Annotated in this window: 15 protein-coding genes and 24 tRNA genes; 34 read left to right on the top strand and 5 right to left on the bottom strand. The window is 62.2% G+C overall.

Features of this window, described 5'->3' with window-relative positions; translation table 11 throughout:
* The first annotated feature begins 43 nt into the window (after positions 1 to 43).
* From VFH65_RS00415 to VFH65_RS00290, 26 genes are all read left to right on the top strand, one after another.
* Positions 44 to 116, top strand: a tRNA-Lys gene (locus VFH65_RS00415).
* A 10-nt stretch (positions 117 to 126) separates the two neighbouring features.
* Positions 127 to 198: transfer RNA gene (locus VFH65_RS00410), tRNA-Lys, on the top strand.
* 19 nt (positions 199 to 217) lie between these two features.
* Positions 218 to 292 (top strand) — tRNA-Gly (locus tag VFH65_RS00405).
* Positions 293 to 294: 2 nt separating this feature from the next.
* Positions 295 to 365: transfer RNA gene (locus tag VFH65_RS00400), tRNA-Cys, on the top strand.
* Positions 366 to 386: 21 nt separating this feature from the next.
* Positions 387 to 464, top strand: a tRNA-Trp gene (locus tag VFH65_RS00395).
* 1 nt (position 465) lies between these two features.
* Positions 466 to 542, top strand: a tRNA-Pro gene (locus VFH65_RS00390).
* Positions 543 to 554: 12 nt separating this feature from the next.
* A tRNA-Val gene (locus VFH65_RS00385) sits at positions 555 to 626 on the top strand.
* A gap of 12 nt (positions 627 to 638) precedes the next feature.
* Positions 639 to 715, top strand: a tRNA-Met gene (locus VFH65_RS00380).
* A 42-nt stretch (positions 716 to 757) separates the two neighbouring features.
* Positions 758 to 1,249: an HNH endonuclease gene (locus tag VFH65_RS00375; RefSeq protein ID WP_353319139.1), complete on the top strand. Its 492-nt coding sequence runs from the start codon at positions 758 to 760 to the stop codon at positions 1,247 to 1,249.
* Between the two features lie 27 nt (positions 1,250 to 1,276).
* Positions 1,277 to 1,348, top strand: a tRNA-Asn gene (locus tag VFH65_RS00370).
* A gap of 250 nt (positions 1,349 to 1,598) precedes the next feature.
* The gene (locus VFH65_RS00365; protein ID WP_353319138.1) at positions 1,599 to 1,940 is read left to right on the top strand and encodes a group I intron-associated PD-(D/E)XK endonuclease; all 342 of its coding nucleotides are present in this window, start codon (positions 1,599 to 1,601) and stop codon (positions 1,938 to 1,940) included.
* Positions 1,941 to 2,003: 63 nt separating this feature from the next.
* Positions 2,004 to 2,075: transfer RNA gene (locus VFH65_RS00360), tRNA-Gln, on the top strand.
* 13 nt (positions 2,076 to 2,088) lie between these two features.
* Positions 2,089 to 2,161: transfer RNA gene (locus VFH65_RS00355), tRNA-Gln, on the top strand.
* A gap of 14 nt (positions 2,162 to 2,175) precedes the next feature.
* A tRNA-Glu gene (locus VFH65_RS00350) sits at positions 2,176 to 2,250 on the top strand.
* Between the two features lies 1 nt (position 2,251).
* Positions 2,252 to 2,326 (top strand) — tRNA-Ile (locus tag VFH65_RS00345).
* Between the two features lie 8 nt (positions 2,327 to 2,334).
* Positions 2,335 to 2,408, top strand: a tRNA-Asp gene (locus tag VFH65_RS00340).
* An 8-nt stretch (positions 2,409 to 2,416) separates the two neighbouring features.
* Positions 2,417 to 2,489, top strand: a tRNA-Ala gene (locus VFH65_RS00335).
* A 35-nt stretch (positions 2,490 to 2,524) separates the two neighbouring features.
* Positions 2,525 to 2,610 (top strand) — tRNA-Ser (locus tag VFH65_RS00330).
* A gap of 30 nt (positions 2,611 to 2,640) precedes the next feature.
* Positions 2,641 to 2,710: transfer RNA gene (locus VFH65_RS00325), tRNA-His, on the top strand.
* 5 nt (positions 2,711 to 2,715) lie between these two features.
* Positions 2,716 to 2,788, top strand: a tRNA-Arg gene (locus VFH65_RS00320).
* Positions 2,789 to 2,804: 16 nt separating this feature from the next.
* Positions 2,805 to 2,876 (top strand) — tRNA-Arg (locus VFH65_RS00315).
* Between the two features lie 7 nt (positions 2,877 to 2,883).
* Positions 2,884 to 2,959 (top strand) — tRNA-Arg (locus VFH65_RS00310).
* A gap of 12 nt (positions 2,960 to 2,971) precedes the next feature.
* Positions 2,972 to 3,048 (top strand) — tRNA-Ile (locus tag VFH65_RS00305).
* Positions 3,049 to 3,061: 13 nt separating this feature from the next.
* A tRNA-Thr gene (locus VFH65_RS00300) sits at positions 3,062 to 3,134 on the top strand.
* A gap of 16 nt (positions 3,135 to 3,150) precedes the next feature.
* Positions 3,151 to 3,234, top strand: a tRNA-Ser gene (locus VFH65_RS00295).
* Between the two features lie 9 nt (positions 3,235 to 3,243).
* Positions 3,244 to 3,316 (top strand) — tRNA-Arg (locus VFH65_RS00290).
* Positions 3,317 to 3,341: 25 nt separating this feature from the next.
* On the opposite strand, the gene VFH65_RS00285 is transcribed toward VFH65_RS00290, so the two are convergent.
* Positions 3,342 to 3,932, bottom strand: coding sequence for a TetR/AcrR family transcriptional regulator (locus VFH65_RS00285; protein WP_353319137.1), 591 nt, complete (start codon positions 3,930 to 3,932; stop codon positions 3,342 to 3,344).
* A 103-nt stretch (positions 3,933 to 4,035) separates the two neighbouring features.
* Between VFH65_RS00285 and VFH65_RS00280 the strand changes: the two genes are divergently transcribed.
* From VFH65_RS00280 to VFH65_RS00265, 4 genes are read left to right on the top strand one after another with little or no spacing between them, the layout of a single operon-like run.
* Entirely contained in the window at positions 4,036 to 4,743 is a 708-nt protein-coding gene (locus VFH65_RS00280) for a hypothetical protein (protein ID WP_353319136.1), read from the top strand.
* Positions 4,740 to 5,555: a hypothetical protein gene (locus VFH65_RS00275; protein WP_353319135.1), complete on the top strand. Its 816-nt coding sequence runs from the start codon at positions 4,740 to 4,742 to the stop codon at positions 5,553 to 5,555. The genes VFH65_RS00280 and VFH65_RS00275 overlap by 4 nt, the downstream gene beginning before the upstream one ends.
* Positions 5,552 to 6,145, top strand: coding sequence for a cytochrome c oxidase subunit 3 (locus tag VFH65_RS00270; RefSeq protein WP_353319134.1), 594 nt, complete (start codon positions 5,552 to 5,554; stop codon positions 6,143 to 6,145). The genes VFH65_RS00275 and VFH65_RS00270 overlap by 4 nt, the downstream gene beginning before the upstream one ends.
* A gap of 3 nt (positions 6,146 to 6,148) precedes the next feature.
* A complete protein-coding gene (locus tag VFH65_RS00265; RefSeq protein ID WP_353319133.1) occupies positions 6,149 to 6,445 on the top strand; it encodes a cytochrome C oxidase subunit IV family protein in 297 nt (98 codons plus the stop codon).
* Between the two features lie 175 nt (positions 6,446 to 6,620).
* Here the strand turns inward: VFH65_RS00265 and VFH65_RS00260 are convergent, their stop codons facing one another.
* Both VFH65_RS00260 and VFH65_RS00255 read right to left on the bottom strand, forming a co-directional pair.
* The gene (locus tag VFH65_RS00260; RefSeq protein WP_353319132.1) at positions 6,621 to 7,214 is read right to left on the bottom strand and encodes a TetR/AcrR family transcriptional regulator; all 594 of its coding nucleotides are present in this window, start codon (positions 7,212 to 7,214) and stop codon (positions 6,621 to 6,623) included.
* A 196-nt stretch (positions 7,215 to 7,410) separates the two neighbouring features.
* Entirely contained in the window at positions 7,411 to 8,415 is a 1,005-nt protein-coding gene (locus VFH65_RS00255; protein ID WP_353319131.1) for a hypothetical protein, read from the bottom strand.
* Between VFH65_RS00255 and VFH65_RS00250 the strand changes: the two genes are divergently transcribed.
* The 3 genes from VFH65_RS00250 (at position 8,399) to VFH65_RS00240 (ending at position 10,512) form a co-directional block, all read left to right on the top strand.
* Entirely contained in the window at positions 8,399 to 9,457 is a 1,059-nt protein-coding gene (locus VFH65_RS00250; RefSeq protein WP_353319130.1) for an alpha/beta hydrolase, read from the top strand. The genes VFH65_RS00255 and VFH65_RS00250 overlap by 17 nt on opposite strands.
* A gap of 488 nt (positions 9,458 to 9,945) precedes the next feature.
* Positions 9,946 to 10,140, top strand: coding sequence for a hypothetical protein (locus VFH65_RS00245; RefSeq protein ID WP_353319128.1), 195 nt, complete (start codon positions 9,946 to 9,948; stop codon positions 10,138 to 10,140).
* 174 nt (positions 10,141 to 10,314) lie between these two features.
* On the top strand, positions 10,315 to 10,512 hold the full coding sequence (locus VFH65_RS00240; protein ID WP_353319127.1) for a hypothetical protein: 198 nt from the start codon (positions 10,315 to 10,317) through the stop codon (positions 10,510 to 10,512).
* 14 nt (positions 10,513 to 10,526) lie between these two features.
* Here the strand turns inward: VFH65_RS00240 and VFH65_RS00235 are convergent, their stop codons facing one another.
* Together VFH65_RS00235 and VFH65_RS00230 are read right to left on the bottom strand one after the other, a co-directional pair.
* Entirely contained in the window at positions 10,527 to 12,131 is a 1,605-nt protein-coding gene (locus tag VFH65_RS00235) for an FAD-dependent oxidoreductase (protein ID WP_353319126.1), read from the bottom strand.
* A 12-nt stretch (positions 12,132 to 12,143) separates the two neighbouring features.
* Positions 12,144 to 12,854, bottom strand: coding sequence for an IclR family transcriptional regulator (locus VFH65_RS00230; RefSeq protein WP_353319125.1), 711 nt, complete (start codon positions 12,852 to 12,854; stop codon positions 12,144 to 12,146).
* Positions 12,855 to 12,998: 144 nt separating this feature from the next.
* On the opposite strand from VFH65_RS00230, the gene VFH65_RS00225 reads away from it, so the two are divergent.
* Entirely contained in the window at positions 12,999 to 13,862 is an 864-nt protein-coding gene (locus VFH65_RS00225; protein WP_353319124.1) for an alpha/beta fold hydrolase, read from the top strand.
* Position 13,863: the final 1 nt, after the last annotated feature.

Here is a 13,863-nt window from a genome sequence, read left to right as displayed (position 1 = left end):
CCCATTGCAGGGCGTGCAGGTTCGACTCCTGCCGGACGTACACGGGTCGTTGGTGAAATCGTGTATCACTCTTGGCTTTTACCCTTGAATTCCGGGTTCGAGCCCCGGGCGGCCCACCGACCACACGCGCCGTTAGCTGAGCTGGGATAGCACCAGATTCTTAATCTGGGGACGGGGGATCGAAACCCTCACGGCGCACGATGTTTTCAAAGCCAATGCCGGTGAGGTGTAACAGGCTGCACGTCAGTCTTCCAAACTGAAGGGGCGAGTTCGAGGCTCGTCACCGGCTCCATCGCGGTCGTGACCGAGCGGCGAGGTATCGGTCTGCAAAGCCGACTACGCGGGTTCGACTCCCGCCGACCGCTCATAGTGGCCCTGGCGTTCCTACGGATGTAGCTCAACTGGATAGAGCAGCGGTCTCCAAAGCCGCCGGTTTGGGGGTTCGACTCCCTCCATCCGTGCCAACGGGATGTGGCGCAACTTGGAAGCGCACCTGGTTTGGGACCAGGCGGTTGCACGTTCAAATCGTGTCATCCCGACCATCAGCAGCACACACCCCTGTAGCTCAGCGGAAGAGCCCCTGCCTTACAAGCAGGTTGTCGGGAGTTCAAATCTCTCCGGGGGTACGTCAAACACGATGCGCGGTAGGACAGCTCGGAAGTCCGTCGGGCTCATAACCCGAAAGTCGCAGGTTCGAATCCTGCCCGCGCAACCAGTTCATCGAGACCGCGCAGATACGGAAAGGAGGTACGCGGCCATGGCAATATTGATGCCCAACATGACCGTTGAGGTCTACAACGCCGACTACCGCGTGCTGTCCCGGATTCCGTGGCAGGAAGCGGTTCGGCTGATCCTGAGGGGTGCGGTGTATGTCATTGACGTTCACAGCCCTGCGGTACACGTCCGCAGCCCGTCGCTCGTGATCGAACTGCCGATGTCGGTGGCGTTGCGGGAGTACATACACATCCCGTACAAGCCGGCCAACCGGGTCACCCGTGAGGGAGTGATGCGCCGCGACGGGCACACCTGTGCCTACTGCTGCGGGCGCGCAGACACTGTGGACCACGTCCTGCCCCGCTCCCGTGGCGGAGGGGACAACTGGTTCAACCTGGTGGCGGCGTGCCAGTCCTGCAACGGTCTCAAGGGTGACCGGACACCGCAGGAAGCCGGAATGAGCCTGATCCGCGAGCCCTTCGAGCCGAAGGAGCGCGACAAGTTCCGGTACGCGCCAGTGCCCGCGCTCGTTTGATCGTCGAGCGCGGCGCTGGCGCCCCAATCCCCGGTCGGTTAACCGGTAAACCAGCGGATTGTTAATCCGTGACTGTAGGTTCGACTCCTGCTCGGGGAGCGGTGTGGAATGCCAAGCGCGTGAGGCGAATAAGGTTAGTCGCGCCTGCCTGTGGATCTGTTCGATCCCCTCGGAGATGGCTCACCACAGAGAGGACATTTTCTGGATTGCACTTCGACGGAACGTCCAGTGGCTGCCTGGTCACCCAGGTTCAACATCCTTGGGGGAGCGGTGGATTCAAGCTTCACCGGCTCAGACGGTGGAGTGGGAGGGAAGTAGATTGTCGTAGCGGCGCTATAGCGTAAGCAGCATGATGAGTCGCAAGAGACAGGGCGCGATCGGTGTCGCCCGAGCGATCGCCTACTACACCGGTCTCGGTTACACGGTATTCGTGCCAGTCGCCGACTGCGCTCGCTATGACTTGATCGTCGATACCGGCGAGCGCCTTTTGCGCGTCGAGGTCAAGACCTCCAGTCAGGTCAAAGGAGAGTTCACACTACGCACCATGGGTGGAAACCAGAGCTGGAGCGGCATCATCAAGAAGCTTTCTGAGGCTGACTGCGACAAGGTATTCCTCCACCATGTGGGAACTGGCAAGGAGCGCGAGTTCGATATCTCGGAGCTCGCTGGCCGCAGCAGCGTCAAGCTCTGAGAGTAAGCAGCGGGGACCAGGCATCCGAGTCGAGCTGCGTGTGTCAAGAAATCCTGCACGCAATGACCCGTGGTGTAACCGGTAGCACGACTGAGTCTGGATCAGTCAGTTTAGGTTCGAGTCCTGGCGGGTCAGCGACGAAACACCGTGCCTCGTGGGGTAAACGGTAGCCCACCGGATTTTGGTTCCGGGCAATTCAGGTTCGAGTCCTGACGAGGCAGCGCGCTGATGCCGAGCCCCGTTCGGATATGGGTTAGTCTCCCGCCCTTTCAAGGCGGGGGAGCGGGTTCGAGTCCCGCACGGGGTGCCAGTGTCCGGTAGCTCAATTGGTTGAGAGCGCCGCTCTGATATGGCGGAGGTCGGAGGTTCAATTCCTTCCCGGACAACACCTGTGGGCCGTGTAGCTCAGGTGGCGAGAGCGCCCGCTTGTCGAGCGGGAGGGCGCGGGTTCGAGTCCCGTCACGGTCGCACCTAACGGGGAATTAGCTCAGCTGGGAGAGCGCCTGCCTTGCAAGCAGGAGGCCAGGGGTTCAATCCCCCTATTCTCCACTCGTGCAGCGATTTCAGAGTGGTTGCGCATTTTGGGAGGCGTGGCAGAAAGGTAATGCAGCTCGTTGCTAACGAGCCGCCGCATGACACGCGGTTGGGGGTTCGATTCCCTCCGCCTCCGCTGTGGCTGCCGATAGGCAGCCCTGTTCTGGCGTTCGTAGTGTAGCGGCAACACGGTGGATTGTGACTCCACAGTCGAGGGTTCGACTCCCCCGAACGCCCCGATGCCCTTGTAGCGCAATGGATAGCGCACCGGTTTCCGGAACCGGCGGTTGCAGGTTCGAGTCCTGTCGGGGGCGCTGCCGCGTCCCTCAAACCCCTGTAGCTCAACGGAAAGAGCGCCAGTTTACGAAGCTGAGGATGGGAGTTCGATTCTCTCCAGGGGTGCTATCAAGCCTGCGTAGCTCAACGGATAGAGCGCTGGTTTCCTAAACCGGACCATGTGGGTTCGAATCCCGCCGTGGGCACCACGGGATGTCCGAGCGCCGGGAGCACGGATGGTAGGTGCGGCACGCTTATAACGTGACGGTCACGGGTTCGAGTCCCGTCCGGCGCACCATATTTCAGTGATTGCCGGATTAGCTCAACAGGCCAGAGCACCTGTCTTGTAAACAGGCCGCGCGGGTTCGAGTCCTGCATCCGGCTCCGCTCCGAGAACGTTGGAAGGCAGTGCGTTTGGTGACGCGACCCGTTTCGAAAACGGGACCGGGTGACAATCCCGAGGGTTCGACTCCTTTGCCTTCCTCGCAATTCTGCCTCCGTAGCTCAACGGAAAGAGCAGCGAGCTTCTACCTCGCGCGATGTGGGTTCAAGTCCCGCCGGGGGCTCGCAGGGATGCCACCACTGTGTGCGCTACGTCGACGCGGGCAGGTTGAGCATCCGCCGTGTCATCTCTTTCAAATGCGCGCGCAGTGTCTCGCCGTCAACGTCGGCGACCAGCGGATGCATGACGGCGACGCTGATCGCACTCGACAGCATCGCCGCGTGTAGCCGTGCCTCGACACCAGCGTCCGTGCCGAGCAGCGTGGCATAGAGACGTTCGATGAATCGCTGAAACGGTTCGTACTCGGCCTGCAACCGGATGATGACGGGATCGAATTGCAGGGCGCTGACGACGCCGCGTCGGTCGACGGCCTGGTCGATCATCCGGTCAAGCAGCACTTCGCGCGCGCGTGGGCCGTGGCCCTCAGCTTCGGCGGCCTCGAGCGCATCTTCAAGCCTGCCCATCTCCCGCTCCGTGATCGCGATGACGATCTCTTCCTTGGTCTTGAATTGGCGGTACACAGCAGCTTTCGTCACGCCCATCGCGTCGGCGATCATCTGCAGCGACGTCCCGCTGACACCGCGCTCGGCGATCAGTCTCATGGCCGCATCCAGGACGCGGGTCTGCGCGGCAGTACGCGTGATCGCGTTGAATCTGCGACCGGCCTGTGTCGATACCACGCCATGAGATTAGTCGACTGTTGACCGCGAAGTAGCCGATCGGCTACCGTGCCTAAGTAGCCGATCGGCAACTAGCGCTGAGGATCAAAATGAGGTTTCGACAGTGAGACGAACTGATGGTGAGTTGATCCTGTTCTGGACGTTGCCCGTACTGGCGATCATCTGGATCTCTGCGTTCTTCCTCTTTCCCGGCTTCGTTCATCCGATGTCGCCAACGATGTCCGCGGAGGAGGTCGCCGCTTTCTATCGCGATGAGACCGCGCGGATTCGCTACAGCATGATCTTGTTCAACTGGTTTGGCGTAGGTCTGATCCCGGTCGTGATTCTTCTTGGGATGCAGATTCGCCGGATGGCTCACCGCACGCCGATCCTGTCCTATTGCCTGATCGCCTGCGCCGGCGGGCCGCCCACCCTGTTTCTTATCGCCAACATGTTCTGGCTGCTTGGCTCGTTCCGCCCGGAACGCGCCCCTGAGTTGACCCAGTTGCTCAACGATCTCGCCTGGCTCACTTTCACCGTCCTGGTGCCCTATTTGATCGCTCAGAGCTTGCTGCTGGCGCTGGCGATCTACTGGGATCGACAGGATCAACCGGTTTTCAAACCGTGGGTGGCGCACTTCAATGTGCTGATAGCGGTCGCGCTGGCACCCGCGGCCTTCACAGCGCTGGCGTCCACTGGGCCTATCGCATGGGACGGGCTGTTGTCCTTCTGGGTCAAGAACATTGCGATCGCCGTATGGATCATCGTGATGGGAATCGTTCTGGGGCAGACGATTCGACAACAACGAGCACAAGACCGGGTGGCCGCATGAGCCTGCAGGACCCGCCCGCTGGCTCTCGGGTAAGCAAGCTCATCTGGAACTTCCGTCACCATCCCAAACGCGAGTTGTGGTTCGCGTGGTGGGTGATGGTGGTCTTCTACCAGCTGTACGGTGTGCTGTTCTTCTTCGTTACTCGCGTCCAGCCTCCGCCGAGCCCAGCATGGGATACACCGACGGTCGTGCGGTGGTTCGATGACCACGGCTTCGGCATTCTCGCTGGCTTCGGCGTCGTTTTTCTCGTCGCGGGAATGTGCGCCCCGATGAACGCGCTCCTCGCGTATTCGATGCGGCGGATGTCAGTGAGTCGTCTCTTCGCGTACTCGTACTTGATCATTTACTCGCTGGCCGCCGTACCCGGAATGCTGGTGATGGCCATCGCAATGACCGCTGCCGCCCTTCGGCCCGACCGCGACCCCGAATTGATCCACTGGCTCTACGATTTCGCATTCCTGTCGTTCAGCGGAACCATGGGAGTGTTCATGATCGGCTCCTTGGTGTGGATGGTGGCGATTCTGATCGACAAGAACCGTGTGTTCCCGAAGTGGTTCGGGTATCTCAGTCTCTGCAACGCGCTGACCGAAGTTGTCGTCGCGCCGGCGTGGATCTTCCAGCGCGGCGCCTTCGCGTGGAACGGTGCGATTGCATGGTGGATCAATATGGTTGTGTTTGTTCTCTACACCGGCGTCTTCATTGTGTTGTTGCGGAAGATGATTGAACGCGAAGACTTCGGCACCGGTCCGCTACCCGATCTTCCGCCGAAAGCGCAACGCGAACAACTGGATACGGTGGGGGCGGGTCAATGACGAACGTTGCCAGCTCACGGCCGCAAGTCGACGCGAAGCCCACAAAGTTCGTACCCGGGCAGCCGGACATGTGGATGTTCGTTCTCTTCGAGTCACTTCTCTTCACTGGGTACTTCTCGGTGTACCTGGTCTCCCGCACCCAGAACGAGGAGCTCTACCTGCAGTCCCAGGCAGACTTGGATCTCCGCTTCGGAGTCTTCAATACGATTGCCTTACTGCTGAGTTCGTGGGCGATTGCCCGATGCGTCCAGGCGTCCCGGGAGGGCGCGTACCGGTCTGCTTTGATCAGTGCCTTTCTGACGATCTTCTTCGGCGTGGTGTTCCTAGGCTCCAAAGTGCTGGAGTGGGTCAAGGAGATCCAGATGGGGAACACGTTCACAAGCAATGAGTTTTTCCAACACTATTTCTTCCTGACCTCGATCCACTGCATACACGTGTTGATCGGCTTCGTCGTGCTGGGCGTCGTCGTCTATCAGTTGTGGAGCCCGGTCCGGCGATCTCAGCAGCTCGTCGAAACGGGTGCAACGTACTGGCACACAGTCGATTTCCTGTGGGTTCTGATTTTCGCATTGCTCTACGTCGTGAGGTGATTTGTGAGCGTCGCATTCAATAAGAGATTACTGATCGTCTGGTTGATCCTGTCCTCGATGACGCTCGCATACGTCTGGATGGATCAAGCGGTCGATCAGAACGGGACGTTGAGGGCCAGCACCGTGGTCACCGTATGTGCGATCACGATCGCACTCATCAAGGTGCGCATCATTTTCCGAGAATTCATGGAAGTTCGCCATGCTCCCGTGTTGCTGTGCCGCCTCACCGATGCCTGGGTTGTCCTCATCGGTGTTGGCCTGTTGGGCAGCTACTTTGTCGGCATGGCGGTCTCGAGTTGAACTAGTCACCCCGTTGATGTCACGGGCCGATTTTCCCGGCGCGATCCAACCAAGCTTGTCCAAGAGTGCGGCCGCCACCACGCCATACGTCAAACCCCGCGCGCACTGAAAAAGCTCTGACTGCAGTAATTTTCGTCTCGCGACGTGTGGTCGTTCGATAGCTATCGAAGCGAGTTCACTGTCCGGACGGCCCAAAGAGGTGCGCGCCCAGCCATTCGCCTAGTAACCGCCTGGTCTCAGCGTGACCCATATCAATGCCTAGTGATCGTTCAATGGCCAGGCCAGTAGAGATATTCACTAGTATCACGGCGACTGCTAGTGGAGAAATGCTCGACGAGTCCAAAACCCCCCGTCGCTTCATATCGGCTTCCAAGACCCGGGTGATGATCTTTCGGAAGTCCTCGGTGTACTTTTTCATCTCTTGCTTCACCGCAGGCCGTCTGCATGCCAGCGCTGTGAACTCGAACATGACGATCGCGTCGACTGCTTCCATACCCCAAAGCGCTGTTAAGGGATCGTCCGCGTTAAGCGCTTTGAGGAGGCGGTCCCTCATCGCCTCGCCGTCGCGGCGGATGAGAGCGATAAGAAGCTCCTCGATGGTGCCGAAGTAGTAGTGCACAATCTGGCGCTTGAGCCCTAGCTCGTCGGCCAGTCGTCTGGCCGACACTGCGGCATAGCCTTCGTCTTGGACGATCTTTGCGGCCGCCTCGATGAGGGCGGCACGCGTGTCGGCATTCTCCGAACCCAACCGCCGCGTCGCCCTCGCCATGCCCGGCATCCTTCCTACGCAATAACAGTGGCCAGTGTCTCTATCTTGCCTCTTCCTGGTGCTGGCACCTTGACCGCAAAGCAGTCCAGTGTGATGCTGTCACCCTGACAGCACTATGGAGACAACGACCCAAAGCCTGGTCTTTCAAGCTCTACATGCGTTGTGTGTTCGGCTTGATCGGCCCCTGAAGGTCGCGTCAAGAGAAAGCGGGCTCAACGATGAGTGCAGCGGCATACGTGGGTCGGGTCGGCGGGTTAGCGGTGGCCTTGGGGGTCGGAGCGGCCGTCGTAACCGGATGGGGATGCGGTGCGGCAACCGCTGATACGACGGGGTCGGATTCGTCGTCGACGGGTTCGACCGGATCGACGGCCTCCTCGTCTTCATCGTCGTCACCGGGCGGGGCGACCGCCGGTACCGGGACGGGATCGAGCACAGCGAACTCGTCCACGTCGACGCAACCCGCGACGGACACGGCCGAGGCTGGTGCGGTGCGCACCGTCCGCGCACACGCCGATTCAAAGACCGGTTCCGTACCGTCCGCGGACGCCGCCGTCACGACGGCCGGTGAGTTCGACCCGACACCCGAAACGCCTCGCGTCCCCGCGCCCGAAGCTGGCGATACGCCCGGAGCGGGGTATGCATCCGAAACGGGGGGTCCGACTGAATCGACTGGGGATACAACTGAATCCGGCGGAGGATCCACAATCGCTGAGGCGACCGCGCCCGCGCGGCCCACCACGGAGTCGACGGCATCGGACTCCAGATCCGCGAATACCACCAGCAGCTTGTCCGCAGCGAAGGCACCCGCGGACCCCACTCCTGCACCGATCAGGCGTGTCGAAGCAACCAAGGTCGTTGATGACGCATTGCAGGCCACCGCTGAGATCACCGACATCGCGTTGGATGCCGCTGCCATACCGGTGTCCACGTCCGCGAGTATGCCGACCGCAGCCGACGAGAGTCTTTCGCAGCCCGCCGCGGTCGCTACGGCAGCGGCGGTCAGTACGCCCGTCGACGTCGTGCCCGGACCGGTCTCGAGTTTGATCGACATGGTCCTAAGCCCATTCGCGGCCGGCACCACACCTGGCTCACCCGCGCAGACGCCCGCGGTGTGGGGCCTGCTAGCCTTCGCGCGCCGCGAGTTCGAGCGGACCGTCGCCCCGACGGCGGTGACCGTGAACTCGGTGACCAGTCCGATCACCACCGGCCTCGTCACCGACACCGCCGGACAGACGAGCGCAACAGCCGCGGACGTGTCGGCTCTATCACCCGACGTGCAGGCCGCCGCGACGGTTTCACCGGCGTGGCAGGACTTTGAGGCTGCGTTTCCCGTCCGACAATCACTGATAAGCAGCGTGTTCGCCTTCGGATTGCAGATACTCGATCGCGTCCTCACCGCCTTCCGCTTGGAGGGCGCCGTGGCGGCCGCATTCCAACTGCTGGGCAGCCGTGATCCGTTTCCACTTCTCACGCTGGGCCTGGACGTGCAGAGGACGGAGCTAAACGGATTTGAAACGGTGATTTTGAAACCTGCGGGCTCAACACCTGACAAGGCGATCGTCGCCATTCACGGCGGCGGATTCACTCTTGAAATCACTCAAGTGGAGTGGCTCACGAACGCCAACCTCGCCCGCGACACCGGCGCTGCTGTCGTTGTGCCGCTCTACCCGTCGATTTCGCAGGGAGGCACCGCTGCAACCGTTGTGCCACAGATGGCCGATCTCATTGCCGCGCAGATTGCTCTGTATGGGGCTGAGAATGTTTCGGTTGAGGGCGGCTCGGCGGGCGGCACGATTGGAATGGCCGCCGTGCAGGAGCTGGTTCGCCGAGGCTCCCCTGTACCGGCGCGGATGGTATTCCTTTCTCCGGCACTCGACCTCACGTTTTCCGACCCGCGCACTGCAATGGTCGCCGCCCGCGATCCGATCATAAACATCGATATCGTGTGGCCTGCCCACGTCCAGTGGGCGGGCGACCTTCCCGGGGGTGTCGCCAATCCGATGGTCAGTCCTGCGCTCGGATCCCTCGAGGGGCTTCCGCCGACCTGGATCTACTCTGGCTCATTGGACTTGCTCTCCCCGGGGATACTGAACTTGCAGCAGCGAGCCATCGCGGAGGGCGCTCCTTTTACTTTCATCCTCCTCAAAGGTGGGATTCATGGCTGGCCCGGGTTCTTCTTCCTTCCTGAAGCGATCGCCGCCAGACCGCAAATCGCGAGTCAGCTGGTGGGAACTAACGATTGAGCCTCGGGCTGCGCAACGGGCGCCTGAGCTCCGCTCAAAGCCTCCTGCGCTCACGGTCGACGAGCGAAGTCTCGAACTCGACACTGAACCGCGGGGGATAGTGCTTCTTCTCCCGTCTAGGGCGATCCCGTGATCTAGCGAACATGCCTCGAACACCGTTGAGCATCAACATGACGAGTCGGGCGAAGCGATGCTGCGACTCGGCGGGCTTTGCAGCGTCGTTGGGCGAAATCCGAGGCGACGGTTCGGATTCGGCAAGACCTGGTGGAGTTGCCGCGGGTCGGGCGACGGGGTCCGACGTGAAGCCCACGCGCTCGTGTAGTGATGTCATGGCTTGACGCTACGAAGCGAGCACCCCACTCCGCGTCGTGCCGAGGACCGATCCCTTCCTCCAACCGCAGTCGGAGCCGGATTCCTACCACAGCACGATGATTCCGCCGACTACCTCTTCTAGAATTGGGCGGTGCTGTGCAGCGGCGACGGAGTACATGCGGGAATGGCTCCGCAAACGGGGCGCGCTGATCCCGCTCGGGTACTCGTGGACATTTGTGGTGATGACGGATGTCAGCATGATTCTGGAGGGTGCCGAGCGGATCGGCCGCCAGGCGATGGCCGATATCCGCCGCATAGTTGGGCTGCTAGATGTTGCGCCGATGAATCGGCCCGGAGCCAGGCTTCGATGACATCGGCGGACTGGTCGACGATTTCAGCTGCGCCGGCCTGAACGTGGGGATGCGCATCGACGGATCGCCGGAGAGCGTTTCCGCGGCAGTCGGGCTCGCGCTTTTCCGGATCACACAAGAATCTCTGGCCAACATTGCCAAACACACCCCTGACTCGAAGTCGATTGTGTGCTGGTGATTTCGCGATCGATGGCCAAGCTGATCATCATCAACGAGCTACCGCTAGCGGTGTCCACTGACACCGGGTCAAAGGGACGTGGGCTGCGCGGGATGCGGCAACGCGTCGAGTTGCTCGGCGGGGTCATCGATGTCGGCCCATCGGGCAGCCAATGGTCGGTGTGCGCCGACATTCCGCTCGCGGCACGGCTTTAGCCGCGCATCTCCGGCTACGACCGTGCGGAGGCCGCCATGCCCGCGCGGTAGCCGAACACCATTGCCGGACCGAGCGTTCCGCCCGCACCTCCGTACGCCTTCCCGGTCGCCCCGGCCATCGCGTTGCCTGCGGCGAACAGGCCTGGGATTGCAGCACCATTCACGTGCAGGACACGACCGTCGCGGTCGGTGCGTGGGCCGCCCTTCGTGCCCATCGCGCCGATCGACACCGGCACCGCATAGTATGGGGCCGTATCGATGGGACCTAGCGTCTTGCCCGCAATGGTCGCAGCCTTGTCGTCGCCCCAGTACCCGTCGTATGCGCTTGAGCCGCGGCCGAAGTCAGGGTCGGTATCGTGCGCGACGCTGTCGTTCCACGCGGCCAGGGTGTGCGCAAGCCCGTCGGGGTCGATGCCGGTCTTGGCTCCGAGTTCGGCTAGGTCGGCTGACGGCAAGAACCACTCGGGCGCCGGCCCGCCCGGTGCCACACCGAGGAAGCCATAGCGCTTCAAATGCATTGAGTCGAAGACGATCCACGCCGGGTCGTTCGCATAACCGTCACGTGGGTCGAGGTACTGAAAAGGACCGGCCATCGAGTTGTATTCGCCTGCCTCGTTGAGGAACCGCTTGCCCGCCCGGTTGACGATGATGCTTCGCGGGCGGGTCCGTTCGAGTCGCACGCTACGGCTGCGCGGGTGTCCCTGGAACGTGTCGCCCGGCAGCTGCACGATCGGCACCCACCACGCTTCACCCATGTTGGCCAGATCGGCGCCGTGTGCCATCGCCATGCGCAGCCCGTCACCGGTGTTGTTCGGCGGTGACACCGCACCGCGCATCGGGCCGCGCAGGTATGCCTCGACCAGCTTGGCGTCCCACTCGAACCCGCCGGTCGCCAGCACGACACCGTGTTCGGCACGCACCCGAACGTCCTTGCCGTCCAAACTGATACGCACGCCAGTGATTCCAACAGAATCAGCGATCAGCTCCACGGCCCGGGCATTCGTTCGCGGCACCACACCAGCATCAAGCAGACCCTTCAGCAGCCCGGCGATCAGCGCGGTGCCCGCCACGCAATAGTCGCCGTCTTCGCTGTCCACCGAGGCGTGGATACGGGCCCGGGTCTCGGCGTCGATGCCGACATTGCTGAAGTCCGCGGGGAACGAGGTGATGCGGTCGCGCCAATCGCCCAGTAGTGACAGATCGAACGGCCTGGCGTTCAGTGACCGGCCGCCGGAAGGGCGTCCGCCCGGCAGTTCCGGTTTGTAGTCTGGGAAGCCCTCTGCAACCTCGAATTGCAGATCGCTATGCGCCTCAACGTAATCCAGCATCTCGGCGCCGGTGCGAACAAATGTCTCCATGAGCTCGTCGTCCATGAACCCGAGCGACTGCGCGCGCAGATAGTCCATCGCGTCCTCGACCGGCAACGCACCGTCGGCCGCGCGACGGTGCGCCGGAATCCAGACGATGCCGCCCGAAACCGCAGTGGTACCGCCGACCGTCGCGGCCTTCTCGTAGACCTCCACCGACGCGCCGTTGGCTGCCGCGGTCAGCGCTGCCGTCAGTCCTGCACCGCCGCTTCCCAGCACGACCACGTCGACGTCGTTGTCCCAGTCGGTCACCGTTTCATCCCTTCAGCTGAGGATCGCGGATAGTTCATCGGCCGCCTTGATGACCGCGTCCTTGCCGCCCAGCACCACGTCCTCGCGGTGAGAGATGAGATTGATGCATGTCGGCGGAGACGGCGGTCGTCGCTTCACGGGCACTGCAAGTCCGTACGTGTTCGGTTCCACCTCGCCGTGCGTAATGATCCAACCTTGTTGTCGCGCTTGGGGAACGAGGTCGCGCTCGCCCGGGCGAGGCGGCATGCTGGCGAGCAGAGCGATTCCGGCCGCACCCCGGTCCAGCGGATACCGGCTGCCCTCGTGAAAGGACAGCTGATAGAAGACGTTGCTAGGCACGATCACCGCGATCGCGACCTGCTGATCGCCCTCGGCGACGAGGAGTGACACCGTGGTGCCGAGTTCGTCTGCCAATCCTCGCAGTGTCGGCACGCTCAACTGCCGGACGTTGTTGTCGAACGACGCCCCCAGCACAGCGAGTGCCGCGGCCGATCGGTATCGGCCGTCCTCGCCCTTGGCGACCATCCGGAACTGAGCCAGCGTCGTGAGCAGGCGGTACGCGATCGTCCGGTGAACGCCGATGTCGTCGGCGACCTGCTGGACCGTCAGCCCGGTCGGTGAGGTGGCGACCAATTGCAGTGCCGCCAAACCCCTGGCCAGGGTCTGTGATCCGGGCGCACCGTTCGGCGCGGCGGCGCCGCTCGCCTCACTGGCCGACGTCATGGCGGCTACCTTCCTTCGACTTCTCTTGACATCCAGCACTCGCGAGAGTGATGCTCTGACTATAGTGCACATAGATGTGCGATAAATGAGCAGGGTGCTTACAAAATATGAGAATCACATTCTCCACAGCAAGAGGGGTGACGAGTGTCGGAGTTCGAGAGCATCTGGAGTGACCTCCAGGGCGTCCCGTTCTCGCAGGGCTACCTCGATGCGGGCGGAGTGCGCACTCGCTACCTGTGTGCAGGTGATTCGGCTAAGCCTCCATTGGTGCTGCTGCACGGCTCCGGCGGGCACGCGGAGGCCTACGTCCGCAACCTGGAATCGCACGCCGAGCACTTCTCCACCTGGTCCATCGACATGCTCGGCCATGGCTACACCGACAAACCCGGTCATCCGCTCGAGGTTCGGCACTACGTCGAACACCTGATGGCTTTCCTTGACGCCATCGGTGCCGAGCGCGCCGGCATCAGCGGTGAATCGCTTGGCGGCTGGGTCGCTGCGCGCGCCGCGGTCGACCATCCGGACAGGGTCGACCGCCTGGTGCTCAACACCGCAGGCGGCTCGCAAGCCGATCCCGAGGTGATGAAGCGGATCATCACACTGTCGATGGCCGCCGCCGAGAACCCGACATGGCAGACCGTGCAGGCGCGCATCAAGTGGTTGATGGCCGACAAGTCCAAGGACTACGACGACATCGTCGCGAGCAGGCAGCGGGTATATCGCCAGCCGGGCTTCGTCGCGGCAATGAAAGACATTATGGCGCTGCAGGATCCCGAGATCCGCGCACGCAACCTACTCGGTCCTGCCGAATACGGAGCGATCACCGCGCCGACCTTGGTGGTGTGGACCAGCGACGATCCGACCGCCGACGTCGCAGAAGGCCGCCGCATGGCATCGATGATCCCCGGAGCCCGGTTCGAGGTCATGTCGGGTTGCGGGCACTGGCCCCAATACGAGGACCCCAAGACGTTCAACTCCTTGCACCTCGACTTCCTGTTGGGCCGGTAAC

It is taken from the genome of Mycobacterium sp. (assembly GCF_035697385.1).
GTDB lineage: Bacteria > Actinomycetota > Actinomycetes > Mycobacteriales > Mycobacteriaceae > Mycobacterium.
This window is presented reverse-complemented; position numbering and strand designations above follow the sequence as displayed.

What these genes read in the sequence shown, in the direction of transcription:
- VFH65_RS00375 (WP_353319139.1), top strand. Translation starts at nt 758, where the DNA reads ATGGCAATATTGATGCCCAACATGACCGTTGAGGTCTACAACGCCGAC.
- VFH65_RS00365 (WP_353319138.1), top strand. Translation starts at nt 1,599, where the DNA reads ATGATGAGTCGCAAGAGACAGGGCGCGATCGGTGTCGCCCGAGCGATC.
- VFH65_RS00275 (WP_353319135.1), top strand. Translation starts at nt 4,740, where the DNA reads ATGAGCCTGCAGGACCCGCCCGCTGGCTCTCGGGTAAGCAAGCTCATC.
- VFH65_RS00270 (WP_353319134.1), top strand. Translation starts at nt 5,552, where the DNA reads ATGACGAACGTTGCCAGCTCACGGCCGCAAGTCGACGCGAAGCCCACA.
- VFH65_RS00260 (WP_353319132.1), bottom strand. Translation starts at nt 7,214, where the DNA reads ATGGCGAGGGCGACGCGGCGGTTGGGTTCGGAGAATGCCGACACGCGT.
- VFH65_RS00245 (WP_353319128.1), top strand. Translation starts at nt 9,946, where the DNA reads ATGCGGGAATGGCTCCGCAAACGGGGCGCGCTGATCCCGCTCGGGTAC.
- VFH65_RS00230 (WP_353319125.1), bottom strand. Translation starts at nt 12,854, where the DNA reads ATGACGTCGGCCAGTGAGGCGAGCGGCGCCGCCGCGCCGAACGGTGCG.